15 protein-coding genes are annotated in these 14,611 nt (G+C 63.7%); 8 read left to right on the top strand and 7 right to left on the bottom strand.

The window, feature by feature from the left end:
• The first annotated feature begins 127 nt into the window (after positions 1–127).
• The 5 genes from XH98_RS33880 (at position 128) to XH98_RS33860 (ending at position 5,209) form a co-directional block, all read left to right on the top strand.
• Complete coding sequence (locus XH98_RS33880) at positions 128–1,225, top strand: LacI family DNA-binding transcriptional regulator (RefSeq protein WP_271621153.1); 1,098 nt, start codon at positions 128–130, stop codon at positions 1,223–1,225.
• 127 nt (positions 1,226–1,352) lie between these two features.
• Positions 1,353–3,182 (top strand): IlvD/Edd family dehydratase, encoded by a 1,830-nt coding sequence (locus XH98_RS33875; RefSeq protein WP_271603152.1) that lies wholly within the window; start codon positions 1,353–1,355, stop codon positions 3,180–3,182.
• Between the two features lie 128 nt (positions 3,183–3,310).
• The gene (locus XH98_RS33870) at positions 3,311–4,042 is read left to right on the top strand and encodes an SDR family oxidoreductase (RefSeq protein WP_271603153.1); all 732 of its coding nucleotides are present in this window, start codon (positions 3,311–3,313) and stop codon (positions 4,040–4,042) included.
• 20 nt (positions 4,043–4,062) lie between these two features.
• Positions 4,063–4,809, top strand: coding sequence for an SDR family NAD(P)-dependent oxidoreductase (locus XH98_RS33865; protein WP_271603154.1), 747 nt, complete (start codon positions 4,063–4,065; stop codon positions 4,807–4,809).
• Between the two features lie 7 nt (positions 4,810–4,816).
• Positions 4,817–5,209, top strand: coding sequence for a GFA family protein (locus XH98_RS33860; protein WP_057758215.1), 393 nt, complete (start codon positions 4,817–4,819; stop codon positions 5,207–5,209).
• Between the two features lie 2 nt (positions 5,210–5,211).
• Here XH98_RS33860 and XH98_RS33855 read toward each other — a convergent pair whose 3' ends face one another.
• A complete protein-coding gene (locus tag XH98_RS33855; protein ID WP_271621152.1) occupies positions 5,212–6,123 on the bottom strand; it encodes a DMT family transporter in 912 nt (303 codons plus the stop codon).
• A 92-nt stretch (positions 6,124–6,215) separates the two neighbouring features.
• On the opposite strand from XH98_RS33855, the gene XH98_RS33850 reads away from it, so the two are divergent.
• From XH98_RS33850 to XH98_RS33840, 3 genes are all read left to right on the top strand, one after another.
• Entirely contained in the window at positions 6,216–7,082 is an 867-nt protein-coding gene (locus tag XH98_RS33850; protein ID WP_271621151.1) for a LysR family transcriptional regulator, read from the top strand.
• A gap of 68 nt (positions 7,083–7,150) precedes the next feature.
• Positions 7,151–7,831 (top strand): site-2 protease family protein, encoded by a 681-nt coding sequence (locus tag XH98_RS33845; RefSeq protein ID WP_271603157.1) that lies wholly within the window; start codon positions 7,151–7,153, stop codon positions 7,829–7,831.
• A 71-nt stretch (positions 7,832–7,902) separates the two neighbouring features.
• Complete coding sequence (locus tag XH98_RS33840) at positions 7,903–8,325, top strand: hypothetical protein (protein WP_271621234.1); 423 nt, start codon at positions 7,903–7,905, stop codon at positions 8,323–8,325.
• On the opposite strand, the gene XH98_RS33835 is transcribed toward XH98_RS33840, so the two are convergent.
• The 6 genes from XH98_RS33835 to XH98_RS33810 all read right to left on the bottom strand — a co-directional run bounded on the left by XH98_RS33835 (position 8,313) and on the right by XH98_RS33810 (position 14,467).
• A complete protein-coding gene (locus XH98_RS33835; protein WP_271603158.1) occupies positions 8,313–9,128 on the bottom strand; it encodes an energy transducer TonB in 816 nt (271 codons plus the stop codon). The genes XH98_RS33840 and XH98_RS33835 overlap by 13 nt on opposite strands.
• A 10-nt stretch (positions 9,129–9,138) precedes the next feature.
• Positions 9,139–9,600 carry a TonB system transport protein ExbD gene (exbD, locus tag XH98_RS33830; RefSeq protein ID WP_220001949.1) on the bottom strand — a complete coding sequence of 154 codons (462 nt, stop codon included), beginning with the start codon at positions 9,598–9,600 and terminating at the stop codon, positions 9,139–9,141.
• Positions 9,601–9,603: 3 nt separating this feature from the next.
• A complete protein-coding gene (gene exbB, locus XH98_RS33825; protein ID WP_271621150.1) occupies positions 9,604–10,623 on the bottom strand; it encodes a tonB-system energizer ExbB in 1,020 nt (339 codons plus the stop codon).
• On the bottom strand, positions 10,620–11,309 hold the full coding sequence (locus XH98_RS33820; protein WP_057758231.1) for a Fe2+-dependent dioxygenase: 690 nt from the start codon (positions 11,307–11,309) through the stop codon (positions 10,620–10,622). Before XH98_RS33820 ends, exbB begins: the two co-directional genes overlap by 4 nt.
• 20 nt (positions 11,310–11,329) lie before the next feature.
• Positions 11,330–13,891, bottom strand: a complete 2,562-nt coding sequence (locus XH98_RS33815; protein ID WP_271621149.1) for a TonB-dependent receptor — start codon at positions 13,889–13,891, stop codon at positions 11,330–11,332.
• 336 nt (positions 13,892–14,227) lie between these two features.
• Positions 14,228–14,467 (bottom strand): hypothetical protein, encoded by a 240-nt coding sequence (locus XH98_RS33810; RefSeq protein WP_271603162.1) that lies wholly within the window; start codon positions 14,465–14,467, stop codon positions 14,228–14,230.
• Positions 14,468–14,611 lie beyond the last annotated feature (144 nt).

Here is a 14,611-nt window from a genome sequence, read left to right as displayed (position 1 = left end):
AAGCCCTCTTAACAGGCGACATTGTCAGCAGTTTGTGCGGGTTTGGCAATTTGTCTTTGGTTATTCGTTGCTGGTAGCGCTGTCAACGATCCTTTGTTTGCGGGAATGGCTGTGTTATGAGCAACAAATGGGTCGAAAGCGCACCAAGTCTGGCAAGATTCGGTTGGCGGAAGTCGCCGAGCTGGCCGGCGTCAGCCCGATCACGGCGTCCCGCTTCTTCCGCAATCCCGAGGCGCTCTCGATGGCCAAGCGGACGCGGGTCGAAAGCGCGGCCCGGGAGCTCGGCTATGTGCCCAACCTTGCGGCACGTGCGCTGGCCTCGCAGCGCACCGAAGTGATCGGCGTCTTGATTCCGTCGCTGACCAACAACGTGTTTTCCGACGTGCTGCGCGGCATCTATGACGCGTCCGAAGGCAGCCGTTACTCGATCCAGCTGTCCAACACGCGCTACTCCATTCTCCAGGAGGAGAAGCTGCTGCGGCTGTTTCTGGCACAGAAGCCGGCGGGACTGATCGTCACCGGCATCGACCAGACTACCGAGTCCCGCGCGATGCTTGAGGCGGCCGACTGCCCGATCGTGCAGATCATGGAGATCGGGCCCAATCCGGTCGACATGATGATCGGCTTCTCCCACTATGATGCGGCGCGCGCGGCAATTGCCCATTTGTTCGCGCAGGGCCACCGCAGGATCGGCTTCGTCGGCGCCCGCATGGATCCCCGGGTGCAGCGCCGGCTCGACGGCTATGCCGCAGCCATGAAAGAGGCCGGCCTGTTCGACCAAAGACTGACCGTGACGACGGCTACGCCGACCTCGGTGACGCTTGGCGGCGCGCTGTTCGCCGATCTGATCGCGCGCGAGCCCGACATCGACGCGGTGTTCTGCGCCAATGACGACCTCGCGCTCGGCGTTCTCTTCGAATGCCGCCGGCGCGAGATCCCGGTCCCCGACCAGATCGCGATCGTCGGCTTCAACGACCTCGAATTCATGGCCTCCTCGGTGCCGACGCTGACGAGCGTGCGGACCAATCGTTACGAGATGGGCAGCACGGCTGCCGCGATGCTGATTGAAGCGATCGAGGGAAAGCGCCCTGAAAAGCCCGTGCTCGATCTCGGCTTCACGGTGATCGAACGACAGAGTTCGCAAGCACAGCGGCCGACGGCGAGCCCCCGCGCGGGCGAATGGGTGGCCGCCGTACAAAATGATAGCGTTACCAACGACCCGTGAGTAGTATCCCAACCATGAGGAAATGTTCGCCAGCAGGCGGGCCGTCTGACCATGCTCGCGCTGCCGGGCAGCGCACCGATCGACATCCTGAACGTCGGACCGTGCGTTTGCATTGAAGGAGAAACCCATGACAAAAAACCCAACCAATGGGCACGCGCCCGCCGGCAACGGCACCCGCCGCCATCTTCGCTCGCAGGACTGGTTCAACAATCCGCATAATCCGGGCATGACCGCGCTCTATATGGAGCGCTACCTGAATTTCGGCCTCACCCGCGCCGAGCTGCAATCCGGCAAGCCGATCATCGGTATCGCCCAGACCGGCAACGACCTGTCGCCCTGCAACCGCCACCATATCGAGCTGGCCCACCGCGTCCGCGAGGGTATCCGCGAGGCCGGCGGCATTGCGATGGAATTCCCGACCCACCCGATCCAGGAGACCGGCAAGCGCCCGACCGCGGCGCTGGACCGCAACCTCGCTTATCTGGGCCTGGTCGAGGTGCTCTACGGCTACCCGCTCGACGGCGTGGTGCTGACCACCGGCTGCGACAAGACCACGCCGGCCTGCATGATGGCGGCGGCGACCGTCAACCTGCCCGCGATCGTGCTGTCGGGCGGGCCCATGCTGAACGGCTGGCACAATGGCGAGCGCACCGGCTCCGGCACCATCGTCTGGAAGTCGCGCGAGCGGCTCGCCGCCGGCGAGATCGACTATGAAGAGTTCATGGAGATCGTGGCGTCCTCGGCGCCGTCGGTCGGCCATTGCAACACCATGGGCACGGCCTCGACCATGAACGGCCTTGCCGAAGCGCTCGGCTTCTCGCTGCCGGGCTGCGCGGCCATCCCCGCTCCCTATCGCGAGCGCGGCCAGATCGCCTATGAGACGGGAAAACGTATTGTCGAGATGGTCTGGGAAGACCTCAAGCCGTCGGACATCCTGACCCGCAAGGCGTTCGAGAACTGTATCGTCATCAATTCGGCGATCGGCGGCTCGACCAACGCGCCGATCCACATCAACGCGTTGGCCCGACACATCGGCGTCGAGCTGTCGATCGACGACTGGCAGAAATTCGGCCACGACGTGCCGCTGCTGGTCAACATGCAGCCGGCCGGATTCTATCTTGGCGAGGAATTCCACCGCGCCGGCGGCGTGCCCGCGGTGGTGCGCGAATTGATGAAGCACAAGCGCATCCATGAGGACGCGGTCACCGTCAACGGCCGCGGCATCGGCGAGAATTGCAAGAATGCGCCGGCGCCCGACAACGACGTGATCTGGGCCTACGACAAGCCGCTGGTGAAGGACGCCGGCTTCCTGGTGCTGAGGGGCAATCTGTTCGATTCTGCGATCATGAAGACCTCGGTGATCTCCAAGGAGTTTCGCGATCGCTACTTGAGCAATCCGAAGGATCTGAACGCCTTCGAGGGCCGCGCCGTCGTGTTCGAGGGGCCGGAGGATTATCACGCGCGGATCGACGATGCCTCGCTCGACATCGACGAGCATTGCGTGCTGTTCATCCGCGGCACCGGCCCGATCGGTTACCCCGGTGGTGCCGAGGTCGTGAACATGCAGCCGCCGGCGGCGCTGATCAAACGCGGCATCCTGTCCCTGCCCTGCATCGGCGATGGCCGTCAGTCCGGCACCTCGGGCTCGCCGTCCATCCTGAACGCCTCGCCGGAAGCCGCCGCCAACGGCGGCCTCGCGATCCTCAGGACCGGCGACAAGGTCCGCATCGACCTCAACAAGGGCAGCGCCAACATCCTCATCTCCGAGGAGGAACTGAAGAAGCGCCATGCCGAGCTGAAGGCCGCCGGCGGCTTCAAGCATCCGCCGAACCAGACGCCGTGGCAGGAGATCTATCGTAGCACTGTCGGCCAGCAATCGACCGGCGCCTGCATGGAGCTCGCCACGCGCTACCAGAACGTCGCCTCGGCGTTTGGCGTGCCGCGGGATAATCACTGACGCTGTCATTCCGGGGCGCGCGCAGCGCGAGCCCGGAATCCATCAATCCACAAACTTTGCCGCACAATGGATTCCGGGCTCGCGCCAAGAGGCGCGCCCCGGAATGACCAACTCAAAGGGAGAACACCATGGCCAACCGCCTCAAGGGCAAGCGCGCCGTCGTCACGGCTGCAGCGGCAGGCATCGGGCGCGCATGCGCGCTCGCATTCGCGCGTGAAGGCGCAACCGTCATCGCCACCGACATCAACGAGGCCGGCATCGCAAGCCTGACCAAAGAAGGCATCACGGAAGTCGCCAAGCTCGACGTCCGCAACACCGCTGACGTCAATGCCTTTGCAAAACGTATCGGCAAGATCGACATCCTGCTCAACGCGGCCGGCTTCGTGCACCACGGGACCATCCTGGATTGCTCGGAAGAGGATTTCGATTTCTCGTTCGACCTCAACGTCAAGTCGATGCACCGGACCATCAAGGCCTTCCTGCCTGACATGATCGCGGGCGGCGGCGGCAGCATCGTCAACATCTCGTCCTGCGCGGCGCTGCGTCCGCCGGCGAACCGCTACGTTTACAGCTCATCCAAAGCCGCGGTGTCGCTGCTGTCGCGCGCGGTCGCGCTGGACTTCATCACCAAGGGCATCCGTTGCAACGCGATCTGCCCCGGCACCGTCGAGACCCCCTCGATGCTCGACCGCGCCGCAGCCCAAGGGCCGCAGGGCAAGGAGATGTTCATCTCGCGCCAGAAGATGGGCCGGCTCGGCACTGCCGAGGAGATCGCATCCATGGCGGTCTATCTCGGCAGCGACGAGAGCGCCTTCACCACCGGTGTCGACCTCGTGGTTGACGGCGGCTACATGCTCTGACGCCCACCGGATCACATCTGATGAACAAGATTGATCTCAACGACCGCGTCGCCGTCGTCACCGGCGGCGCGCAGGGCTTTGGCCGCGCCATCAGCGAGCGTTTCGTCGCCTCCGGCGCCAGGGTCGCAATCTGGGATTTTGATTCAGATTTGGCCGAGAAGACCGCCGCGGAGATCGGCGACAACGTCCGCGTCTTCAAGGTCGACGTGACCGACACCGCAGGCGTCGAGCAGGCCCGCGATGCGACGCTGGCAGCCTTCGGCAGGATCGACATCCTCGTCAACAATGCCGGCATCGCCGGCGTCAACAAGCCGGTCTGGGAGACCGATCTGGAGGAATGGCGGAAAGTCCTGCGCATCAACCTCGACGGTCCCTTCATCGTCTGCAAGGCCATCGTGCCGGTGATGCTCAAGCAGAAATACGGGCGGATCGTGAACATCGCCTCGATCGCCGGCAAGGAAGGCAATCCGAACGCCTCGCACTATTCAGCCTCCAAGGCTGGCCTGATCGCGCTGACCAAATCGCTCGGCAAGGAGCTCGCCGCGCATGACATTCTCGTGAATGCGGTGACGCCGGCGGCGGCCAAGACCGCGATCTTCGACCAGATGACGCAGCAGCATATCGATTTCATGCTGTCTAAAATCCCCAAAGCGCGCTTCGTGCTGGTGGAAGAACTGGCGGCGATGGTCGCATGGCTCGCATCCGAAGACTGCGCGTTCTCGACCGGCGCGGTGTTCGATATCTCGGGTGGACGGGCAACCTATTGAGGACACCATGATCCGGGAAGGTGGATGCCTGTGCGGCGCAGTACGGTTCAAGGCGGAGGGCGAACCGCTGAACGTGCGCATCTGTCACTGCCGCATGTGCCAGAAGGCGATGGGCTCGCCCTATTTCGCCCGCGCCCAGTTCGACCAGAAGGCGCTGACAGTCGAGGGTGAGACCGGCCGCTACAAGTCGTCTGAGGCGATCGACCGCGTGTTCTGCAAGACCTGCGGCACGCGGCTGTTCTCCTGGCGGCGCAACGGCACGCTGGCCGGCGTCGCGCTCGCGACCTTCGACGACCGCAACGCCTTCGCGCCGACCGAGCACATCTGGGTCTCGGAAAAGCTCGCCTGGGTGAAGCTCGACGACGGCCTGACGCAGTATGAGACGACGATCCCGGCCTGAGGTCAGGGCTGCCTTGAAACGGTGATGCTTGCCGCCCGCACGCGCTTTCCCGTTGTCGTGGCTAACCAAATCCCTGCGAACACCGCGACAATGCCGGCCGCGAGGTTCCAGCGCAGCGGCTCATGCAGCAGCCAGGCGCCGACCAGCGATGCCGTGATCGGATTGACCGTGACCGAAATCGCCACGCGCGTCGGCGTAGTCCGCTCCAACGCGAAGGCCCAGAGATAGAAGGTCAGCGCCGCGCCGAAGGCGCCGAGATAAAGCGCAGCCAGCCATTGGGGCGTGCCGAAATCTGCAACGGGCGCGAAGCTGCCTCGAAAACTTGAAAGCAGGATGAGGCAGAGACCGCCCGCGGCCATGCTCATGGTCGTAAACCCGATTGGGCTGGAGCGCCGGATCAGCGGCTTCGACCAGATGCCATACAGCGCCATGCACAGCGCAGCCGCCATCATCAGAAGATCACCGCGCCAGGCCCCTGACGGCGCCGAGCTCAAGTCAGAGAGAAGCGCGACGGCAACGCCCGATGTTGCCACGACGACACCAATTGACTTGCGCCAGGTCAGGGCTTCGCTGCCGAGCGCGGCGCCAATCACGAGCGACAACAGTGGCAGCGTCGATAGCGCGAGCGCGCCGCGCGCGGCTGTCGTGAAGATCAGCGATGCATTGAACAAGATTGGAAACAGCGCGAAAAACAATATGCCGAGCCCGACGGTAGCCGCCCAGTCATCGCGCTCCGGCCAGCGGTCGCCGCGCAGCAGGGTCAGCGGCAGTAGCAGCAGAAAGCCAATGCCAAACCGGAATGAGCCAATCGCCAGCGGATCGATGCTGCCGACGAGATAGCGCGTCGCGCCAATCGAGGTGCCGCCCAGCGCGCTCGACAGCACCGCGGCCAGAACGCCGAAAATCTCGCTCACGATTGCTCCCTGACGAACGCGCTGACGAACAGCATACGGGCCGTGTCAAAACTGAGAATGGAATTTCCGTCATGCTGGGATAACGTTCCGTCATGACCGCGCCCGACCTCGATCCCGATCTGCTGAGGGCTTTTCTCGCCGTCGCCGAGCATCGCTCGTTCACGCGCGCGGCCGATCGGCTCAACCGCACACAGTCGGCGGTGAGCGTGCAGGTCAGGCGCCTCGAGCAGCGGCTCGGCACAAAGTTGTTTCAGCGTAATCGGGACGGCATCGTGCAGACCGCCGCGGGCAAAGAGCTGCGCGCCTATGCCCAGCGTATCCTTGCCCTTCATGCGGAAGCGGTCGACGCCTTGCGCGCGCGCAAGCCCGAGGCGGTCATTCGCCTCGGCGTGATGGACGATTATGGCACGATCGTCGTTCCGCCGCTGCTGGCGAGCTTTGCCAAGAATCATCCGACCGTCAGGGTCGAGGTCGAGACCGGGCTGACCGCCACCATGCCGGCCCGCCTAGGCGAGGCCTATGACCTCGTCATCGCCATGCATCCGGAAGGGCGTGGCGAGGGCGAGCTGTTGCGGCGCGAGCAGGCCGTCTGGGCAGCCGCCGCCGCTTGTCGTGCCATGGCGGAAGACACCCTGCCCGTCGCGCTCTACCCGCCGGGCTGCCTGTTCCGCCAATGGGCCGCGGAAGCACTTGATCACGCCGGCCGGCCCTGGCGGCTCGCCTTTGTCAGCCGGACGACGGCGGCGGTGGAAGCGATCGCAGCGGAAGGCCTTGTGGTGACCGTCGTGAAGGCCGGCACCCTGCCGCGCCGCCTTCGACCTCTCGGCTTACGCGACGGCCTGCCGCCGCTGCCGGTGGCGGACATCCGCCTCCATTGCGCGCGCGGCCTATCGCGCCCGGCGGCACTGCTCGCCGATCATCTGCAGCGTGGCATTTCGGAACCGGCCACCCTATGTTGAGCTGAAGCATTGCTGCACCGCCTGACGGTCGTCTGCAAGGCGACAGGCACAAACAGGCTGGATGCGACGTGAACGTTTCCTTTTATGATCTCTCGGTGTGGGTGCTGCCGCTGGTGCTTGCCATCACCTTCCATGAAGCCGCGCACGGTTTTGTCGCGCACCGGCTCGGCGACGACACAGCCTGGCAGCTTGGGCGCGTCAGCTTCAATCCTGCCAGGCACATCGATCCGTTCGGCACGCTGATATTACCGGCGATGCTGCTGTTTGCGCATTCCCCGTTCCTGTTCGGCTATGCCAAGCCCGTGCCGGTGAATTTTCGCAAGCTCAACAATCCGAAGCTGGACATGGTCTGGGTCGCTCTCGCCGGTCCCGTCACCAACATCCTGCTGGCGCTGGTCGCAGGTCTCGCCCTCCACGCTTTGCCCTTGGCGCCGGCAGGCTCCGCGCAATGGATCTTTGACAATCTCAAGAATGCGCTGCTGATCAACGCCGTGCTGGCGGTCTTCAACATGATGCCGATACCGCCGCTCGACGGCGGACGGGTCGCGGTCGGGCTGTTGCCCCGCGCGCTCGCCCTGCCGCTGTCGCGACTCGAGCCGTTCGGCATGATGATCCTGATCGGGCTTCTGATTTTGCTACCGTTGGCGGGTTCCCAGTTCGGTCTAAATCTTGATGTTATTTCAGCAATACTGCGAACGTTGACCGGTTATGTGATTCAAGCTGTTCTCTTGGCCACCGGCAATGCGTAGTTGAAACCGTACTTGATATCCCTGAAGACAAAGCCGAAGGGCTAGAGGCCAACTTGGTCAAAGCTGCCGATATGCTGATCGCGCGTCGCGCGGACACCCGTGCCCGAGCCGATTTCGCCACCTGGAAGATGATGGCCAAGCTGAACGGGTTGTCGGCGCTGCCCCCTGACGCACAGGGCTTCCTGGACGGCTACAAGAAGCTGCTGGAGCGGATGAGCGAGGCTGAGGCGACAGAGACCGCCATCGCCGAGGTCTACAAATCCTACTATCTGGAGATGGGCGGCGGTGGAAACCCGCCCGACGTCCGCACGCGGCCGGCCGAACCGGCAAGGGACAATGTTACCGCTTTCCGGCGCCCGGCTCCAAAGCCGAAAAAGGCCGGCTTCTTCGGGGCAACGACGGCCGGAGGAACCCAGAAGCGCCCGCTGCCGGTGGCGCTGATCTTCGCCTGCCTGGTCGTGGTCTATGTCGGGATCAAGTTCTACTGGCGCTGAGCGCTATCAGCCTGTTTCGACGGCTTCTTGAAGTTCACCGGCAGGCTGAAGGCGAACTGATCGTCGGTCAGTTCGGCCGGCGGAACCGGCACCGGATCCGACCGGCGCACCATGGAAATGGCCGCATCGTCGAAGGCGGGATCCCCTGAGGATTCCGCGACATTGACGGACACGACATTGCCGCGCCGGTTCAGGACCAGGCTGAGCGTCACCGTCGTCGTCTTGATCTTGTCCTTGGGATAGCGCTTGTGAATCTCGAAATAGGCGCTGATCCGCTTGCCCCACTCGGCGGTCAGCTTGCGGATGTCCTTGCCGATGCCCTGATGGGGCGCCGCCGCCTTCTCGTCCTCGCGCGCGTCCTCGTTCAGTGCCTGCCTTGCCGATTCCTGGGCGTTCGGCATCTCCTCGACGGCCTGGGTCTCGACCTTAGCCACCTTCGTGGTGTCCTCCACCGGCTTCTTGGAGTCATTCTCGGTGACGAGGCGGTCCGGGTCCTCGGCCTCCTGGGGAATCTCCTTCGGCAGGTCGGTCTCCTTCACCTCGGCCTGCTGCTGCATCTGCTGCGGCTGGTACTGTGAGGCTTCGCTGTCCGGACCGGGCGGCAGATCCGTCTCGGGAAGCTTCGGTGAGGTCATTTCGACGGCGTATTCCGCGCCGTTCGCGCCGAGGCCGTCGTCACCGTCGTCGGCACGTAGGTTGGCGAGCGCGAGCGCGGCCCCGCCAAGATGCAGGCCAATCGCTACGACAGCGGCCACGATCCACAACGGCCGCGAGGATTTTGCCTCGAACACAGGGTCGGTCATCGCGCCGCCATCAGGGTTGGACTGCCCCTTGCGCCGGCCCGGCCGCCGCAGGAGGTGCCTCTAGCGCCACCAGCTTGATCCGAGAATAGCCGCCGGATCGCAGGATTTCCATCACGCCCATCAACTCGCCATACGGCACCGCCTTGTCGGCGCGCAGGAACAGATATTTGTCCTTGCTCATATCGGCGATGGCATCGAGCGAGCTGACGAGGTCGGTGCGCTTGACCGGATTCTCTCCGATCGCCAGCGTCAGATCGGGCTTGATGCTGACATAGGTCGGCTTGTCCGGCTTCTTCTGCGGCTGCGCGCTCGACGTCGGCAGGTCAATCGGCAGATCGACTGTCGACAGCGGAGCTGCGACCATGAAGATGATCAGCAGCACCAGGATGACGTCGATGAACGGCGTGACGTTGATGTCATGCGTTTCGGAGAAATCGTCGTCGTCATCATTCTCGGTGAGCGAGACAGCCATGGCTTACTCCGCCGCGTGCGAATGCGCGCTGCCATGGCTGCGGTCGAGATCGCGCGACAACAGCCGGGCGGCGGCGCCCGAGGCGCGGCTGACGAGCTCGAGATAGCCCTTCGTCACGCGCGAGAAGTGATTGTAGATGATGACGGCAGGAATAGCGGCGACGAGACCGATGGCAGTGGCGAGCAGCGCCTCGGCGATGCCGGGGGCAACCACAGCAAGATTGGTCGTCTGCGACTTCGAGATGCCGATAAAACTGTTCATGATGCCCCAGACGGTGCCGAACAGACCGACGAAGGGTGACGTCGAACCGATGGTCGCAAGCACACCCATACCGACGCGGATGCGCCGCGCTTCCGCGCGCACGATCTCGGCGAAGCTCGACGCCGCACGCTCCTTGATGCCGCCGTCGCTGGACAGGCCCGCCGACATCCGCGCTTCGCGCAGCGCGGCACTCAGGAAGGACGGCAGGATGCCCTGCTTGGTGCCGAGCGCCATCTGGGCTTCCGCGAGCGACCGCGCCTCTGCAATCCTCTTCAGCGCCGAACGAAGCCTCGTGGAGGCGATCGACAGCTCGATCGATTTTGCGATGAAGACGGTCCAGGTCACAAGCGAGGCGAAGGCAAGCCCGATCATGACCGCCTTCACGATGACGTCCGCCGACATGAACATCACCCAGGGCGACAATTCCTTCATGGCCGGCGCGATGCCGGCCTTCGGCGCTGGCTCGGATGCCGGGGCGATGGCAGCCTCGGTCGCGGGAGCGCTGGGCGTCGCGGCCATGGGCGCCGCAGCCGTGGGCGTGGCAGCCGTGGCGGCTGCGGTCGAAGGCGCCGCGGTAGCGCTTGGTTGCGCCGCGGTAGCGGCAGTAGCCGGCGCCGGCAGGGCCGCCGCAGGTGCAGGCGCTGTGGGCCGAGCCTGCGCCGCCGCCTGGGGTTGTGTCTGGGCAGCAGCAGGCGCTGTGTGCCAGGTGGCCGCGAGCAGCGCGGTTGCAACGAGGCTTGCGTGGAAAGATGCGAACTTCATACTTCGGCCCAGTTGCGAATGAGGTTGTGATAGATACCCGTCAATTTGACCGTTTCGGGATCGTCGCGCCCGAGCCGTGCCACCAGCGCCTGAATGGCGGTGTCGAGGTCAAAGATCATGCTGCGGGCTTGATCGTCCCGTATCATGCTCTGGAGCCAGAAGAAAGACGCAACCCGCGCCCCCCTCGTCACCGGGGTGACCAGATGCAGGCTGGTCGAGGGATAGAGCACGCAGTCCCCAGCTGGCAACTTCACTTCGTGCGAACCGTAGGTGTCCTCGATCACAAGTTCGCCACCATCGTAATCTTCGGGCTCGCTGAGGAATAACGTGACCGACAGATCGGTGCGAATGCGAAGGCCGGTCAGGCGGTCGCCGCGGATCGCGTTGTCGACATGCAGGCCGAAATAGTGGCCGCTGTCCGCCGCATAGCGGTTGAACAGCGGCGGAAAGATCTGGAGCGGGATTGCGGCCGCCAGGAACCGCGGGTTCGCCGTCAGCGCCGAGATGATGCGATGGCCGAGCTTGCGCGCGACCTCACCGTCCGGCGGCAACTGCTCGTTGCGCTTGACCATGGCTGACTGCGCGCCCGCGGTGGAACGGCCGTCTTCCCATTCGCTGGCATCCATGATGCGGCGAAACTCCGCCACATCATCCTTGCTCAGGACGCCTTCAATGCATGTCAGCATGGCACCTCGTCAGTTCTCCATCAGTAGCGTGCGGACAGGACCAGATAGGCGGCGCGTCCCGGCGCCTCCAGCACGAACGGAGTCGCGCTCTGGTACAGCGCGTCGTAGTAGCGCTTGTCGAAGATGTTGTTGACGAACAGCTTCACCTGCCAGTTCTTGTTGATCTTGGCTTCCGCGAACGCATCAAAGCGCCAGTAGCTCGGAATCGACGTGCCCTGGTTGGCCGCGAGCAAAGTGCCGCCATAGATCTTGGAGCGGTACACCGCCTGCCCGCCCAACTCCCAGGTATCGTTGAGCTGGTACTTCGAGAGCAGGCTGAACGACTGGTGCGCGATGTTGGCAAGCGGACGCCCGACATTGGAGGCGTAGAGTGTCGTGTTGGCCGGCGGGGCCAGGGACTTCGTCACCTCCGACTGCATCAGCACGAGGCCGCCGAACACGCTCCATTTGTCCGTGATCTTGCCACCCACCCCGAGATCGATGCCGCGGACGCGATAGGCAGCGCCCGCCGTGATGCACGACACGGTCCTTGCCGGAGCCACAGGGGCGAAGGTACAGCCAAGCGCCGCCGCCGCGGCCGTGCTGCCGACGTTCTGCGCCTCGCGCGCGTTTTCCTTGGTCGTCTCGAACAACGCGGCAGTCAGCAGCAGGTGGCGATCGAACAACTCCCATTTGGTGCCGAGCTCGATGGCCTTGTTCTTCTCGGGCCCGAAGATCTGGTTGTTGCCACCGGCCAGATTCGGATTGATGCCGCCATAGGCGGTGCTGGTGCCGTCGAATTCCGAGCCTACGGGATTCGCCGAGGTCGCATAGGCGGCATAAACGCTGCCGTTGGGCAGTGGCTTCAGCGTGAGGCCGAGGTTGTAATCCGGAACCAGGAATTGCGCGGACTGCTGCCCGAAAGCACCCGCCGCCGTGAAAGCCGATGTCTTGATGCTGTAATCGTCATAGCGGAAACCGCCGTTGAGGATGAGGACATCGCGATAATTCGCGCTGTCCATGACGTAGCCGCTGATGGTTTCAATCCCAATCTTGGTCGGCCTACCGGTCAGGCCCCCCGGTATCGGGAACGGATTGTCGGTGGCCTGCGGATAAAACACGCTGACGCCGGACGTCGATCCCGAGCCGGTGAAAGGCGTCGTCCCGGTCGTGATCTCCGAGCCAAGCCCGGTGTAAGTGTCGATCGACGATCGCTCGTTGTCGTATTCGATGCCTGCAAGCAATGTGTGCTTGAAGCCGGCATGATCGTCGAACTTGTACGTCGCCTCGGTCTGGTTGGCGAACACGTCGGTGGCCTGGTAGCGGCTCTGCGGGTTGGCGCTCACAGTATAAGCCGTGAACGGAGCGCCTGCGGCCAGCGTCGGCGATTCCGGCAGTGTGCCGATGTAGTTCTGCGTCGAGTGCGATTCCCGGATCTTGTTGGTGAGCAGCAGATCGGGCGTGACCTGAACTTCTGCATTGATCGTGCCGATATCCTGGCCGGTCCGGTAGAAATCGCGATTGACGAAGCCGTAGAAATTATTCCGGTTGACCCCGAAGTCCGGGAAAGGCCCGCCTGATGTCGACGACGTGCTCGGCCGATAATACGGCACGCCGAAATCGGGAATGCCCGTCAGCTCGGTGTGGATGTAATTGCCGGTGATCTTGATGGCGTCGGTCGGCTTCCAGGTCGTGGCGACGAAGGCGCCATCGCGGTTGTCCTTGACGCGATCCCGCCCCGCAACGTCGGCATCCTGAAACAGGCCCCCGGCGCGAACGGCGAGCGACGGGTTGATCACCTGGTTGACGTCGAGCGTGACACGCTTGGTCTGGTCGGTGCCAAACGTCGTGTCCATGTTATAGAAGCTCTTCTCGGTCACTGCCTGCTTGGTGACGATGTTGATGGCGCCACCCGCCGTGCCGCGGCCCGCGAAGGACGACGCTGGACCGCGCAGGATCTCGACCTGCTCGGTGAAGAAGTTCTCGCGCACGCTGACGCCGGCATCGCGCACGCCGTCGATGAAGACGTCGTTGCGGGCGTCAAAGCCGCGGATGAAGAAGCGATCGCCGAAAGCGTTGCCGCCCTCGCCGGTGCCGAGCGTCACACCGGCCGTGCTCAGGATCGCCTGCTTCAGCGTGGTGGCGCCCTTGTCCTCGAGGACTTCCTTGCTCAGCACCGTGATCGACTTCGGCGTATCGACCAGCTTCTCCGGAAACTTGCCGCCGGCCTGGACGTGATCGACCTTGTAGGGCGCAGCCGGATCTGCATAGGGATTGCGATCGGGCGACGGTGCGGCCGCATCGACGACCGGGGCCACTGCAGCCTGCTGACGTTGTTGTGCCGCACGCCGCAGCGCGTTGCGGGCGCGGACCTGATCGGGCGTCGGTTTCGCGGTGGTGGAGCGCGGCCGCTCCTTGGGCGCGTCGACGTTGACGGGTGGCAGACTTGTCTGCTGCGCTTGTGCTGCGCTCGATACCGACGCGACTGCGATCAGGCCTGCAACGGTGGAAGCAGTCTTGCCAGCCGTACCATCGAAATTGCCGACCAATGCTTGCCGTACCGCGGTCGAACGCAACGACCGCGGAGCCCTTGCCATACCCATCCTACGCCCCCATTCCAATTGCTGCAGTGTGTCGCACCGTGACAGAGCGACACACTGGTCGTATCGAGCGGGGCAATGAGGGTCAACGCAGTCACGGCATGAGCAACGTTGAATCCATCCAGATCAAAACGATTCTAAATTTGGGTTTGAAACCGTTCTAAGCTCGAGCTTGTAAGCGTTCTAAACTGGAGCCGATGTTTGTCCTTGCGATGCGCGGTTCGTGCATCGCGCTTTGCGTCAAAGCACGGGACGCCTGTCGCAGCAGGCATTGTCGCGCGACACGTTGATGCAGCGGGACATAGCGACACTCGTCTTCGGCATCATCTTGCGCAGCCGTCAGTCGCTGCTCGGGGGCTTCATCAGCGAGAACAATTCATCGACGGTGCGCTGCGCGGTTGCACGCACGCGATCGGTGTTGTCCATGCCCACGATGTTGACGCCGCCAACGACGGCTTTGATCTCGTCGCGGAAGTCGGTGAGAAAGCGCAAGGGATCGCGCTGCTCATTGGCTACGCGAGCGATCAACCCCGTAATCAGAATCTGGCACGCGATCAGCTTGCCGTTCAATTCGTCCATTCCGCACTCCTGACGTGGCGGCGCCGATATGAACGATGCTGGTTTTGGTGACAACCGAAACGCGACCGGAGCGGTTTAGAACCGTTCTCGCGAAGGCAAATGCGCCCGCACCTGCACAGCGCGTTCGCTCGCGTCCTCCATCGC

It is taken from the genome of Bradyrhizobium sp. CCBAU 51745, from assembly GCF_028128715.1.
GTDB lineage: Bacteria > Pseudomonadota > Alphaproteobacteria > Rhizobiales > Xanthobacteraceae > Bradyrhizobium > Bradyrhizobium manausense.
This window is presented reverse-complemented; position numbering and strand designations above follow the sequence as displayed.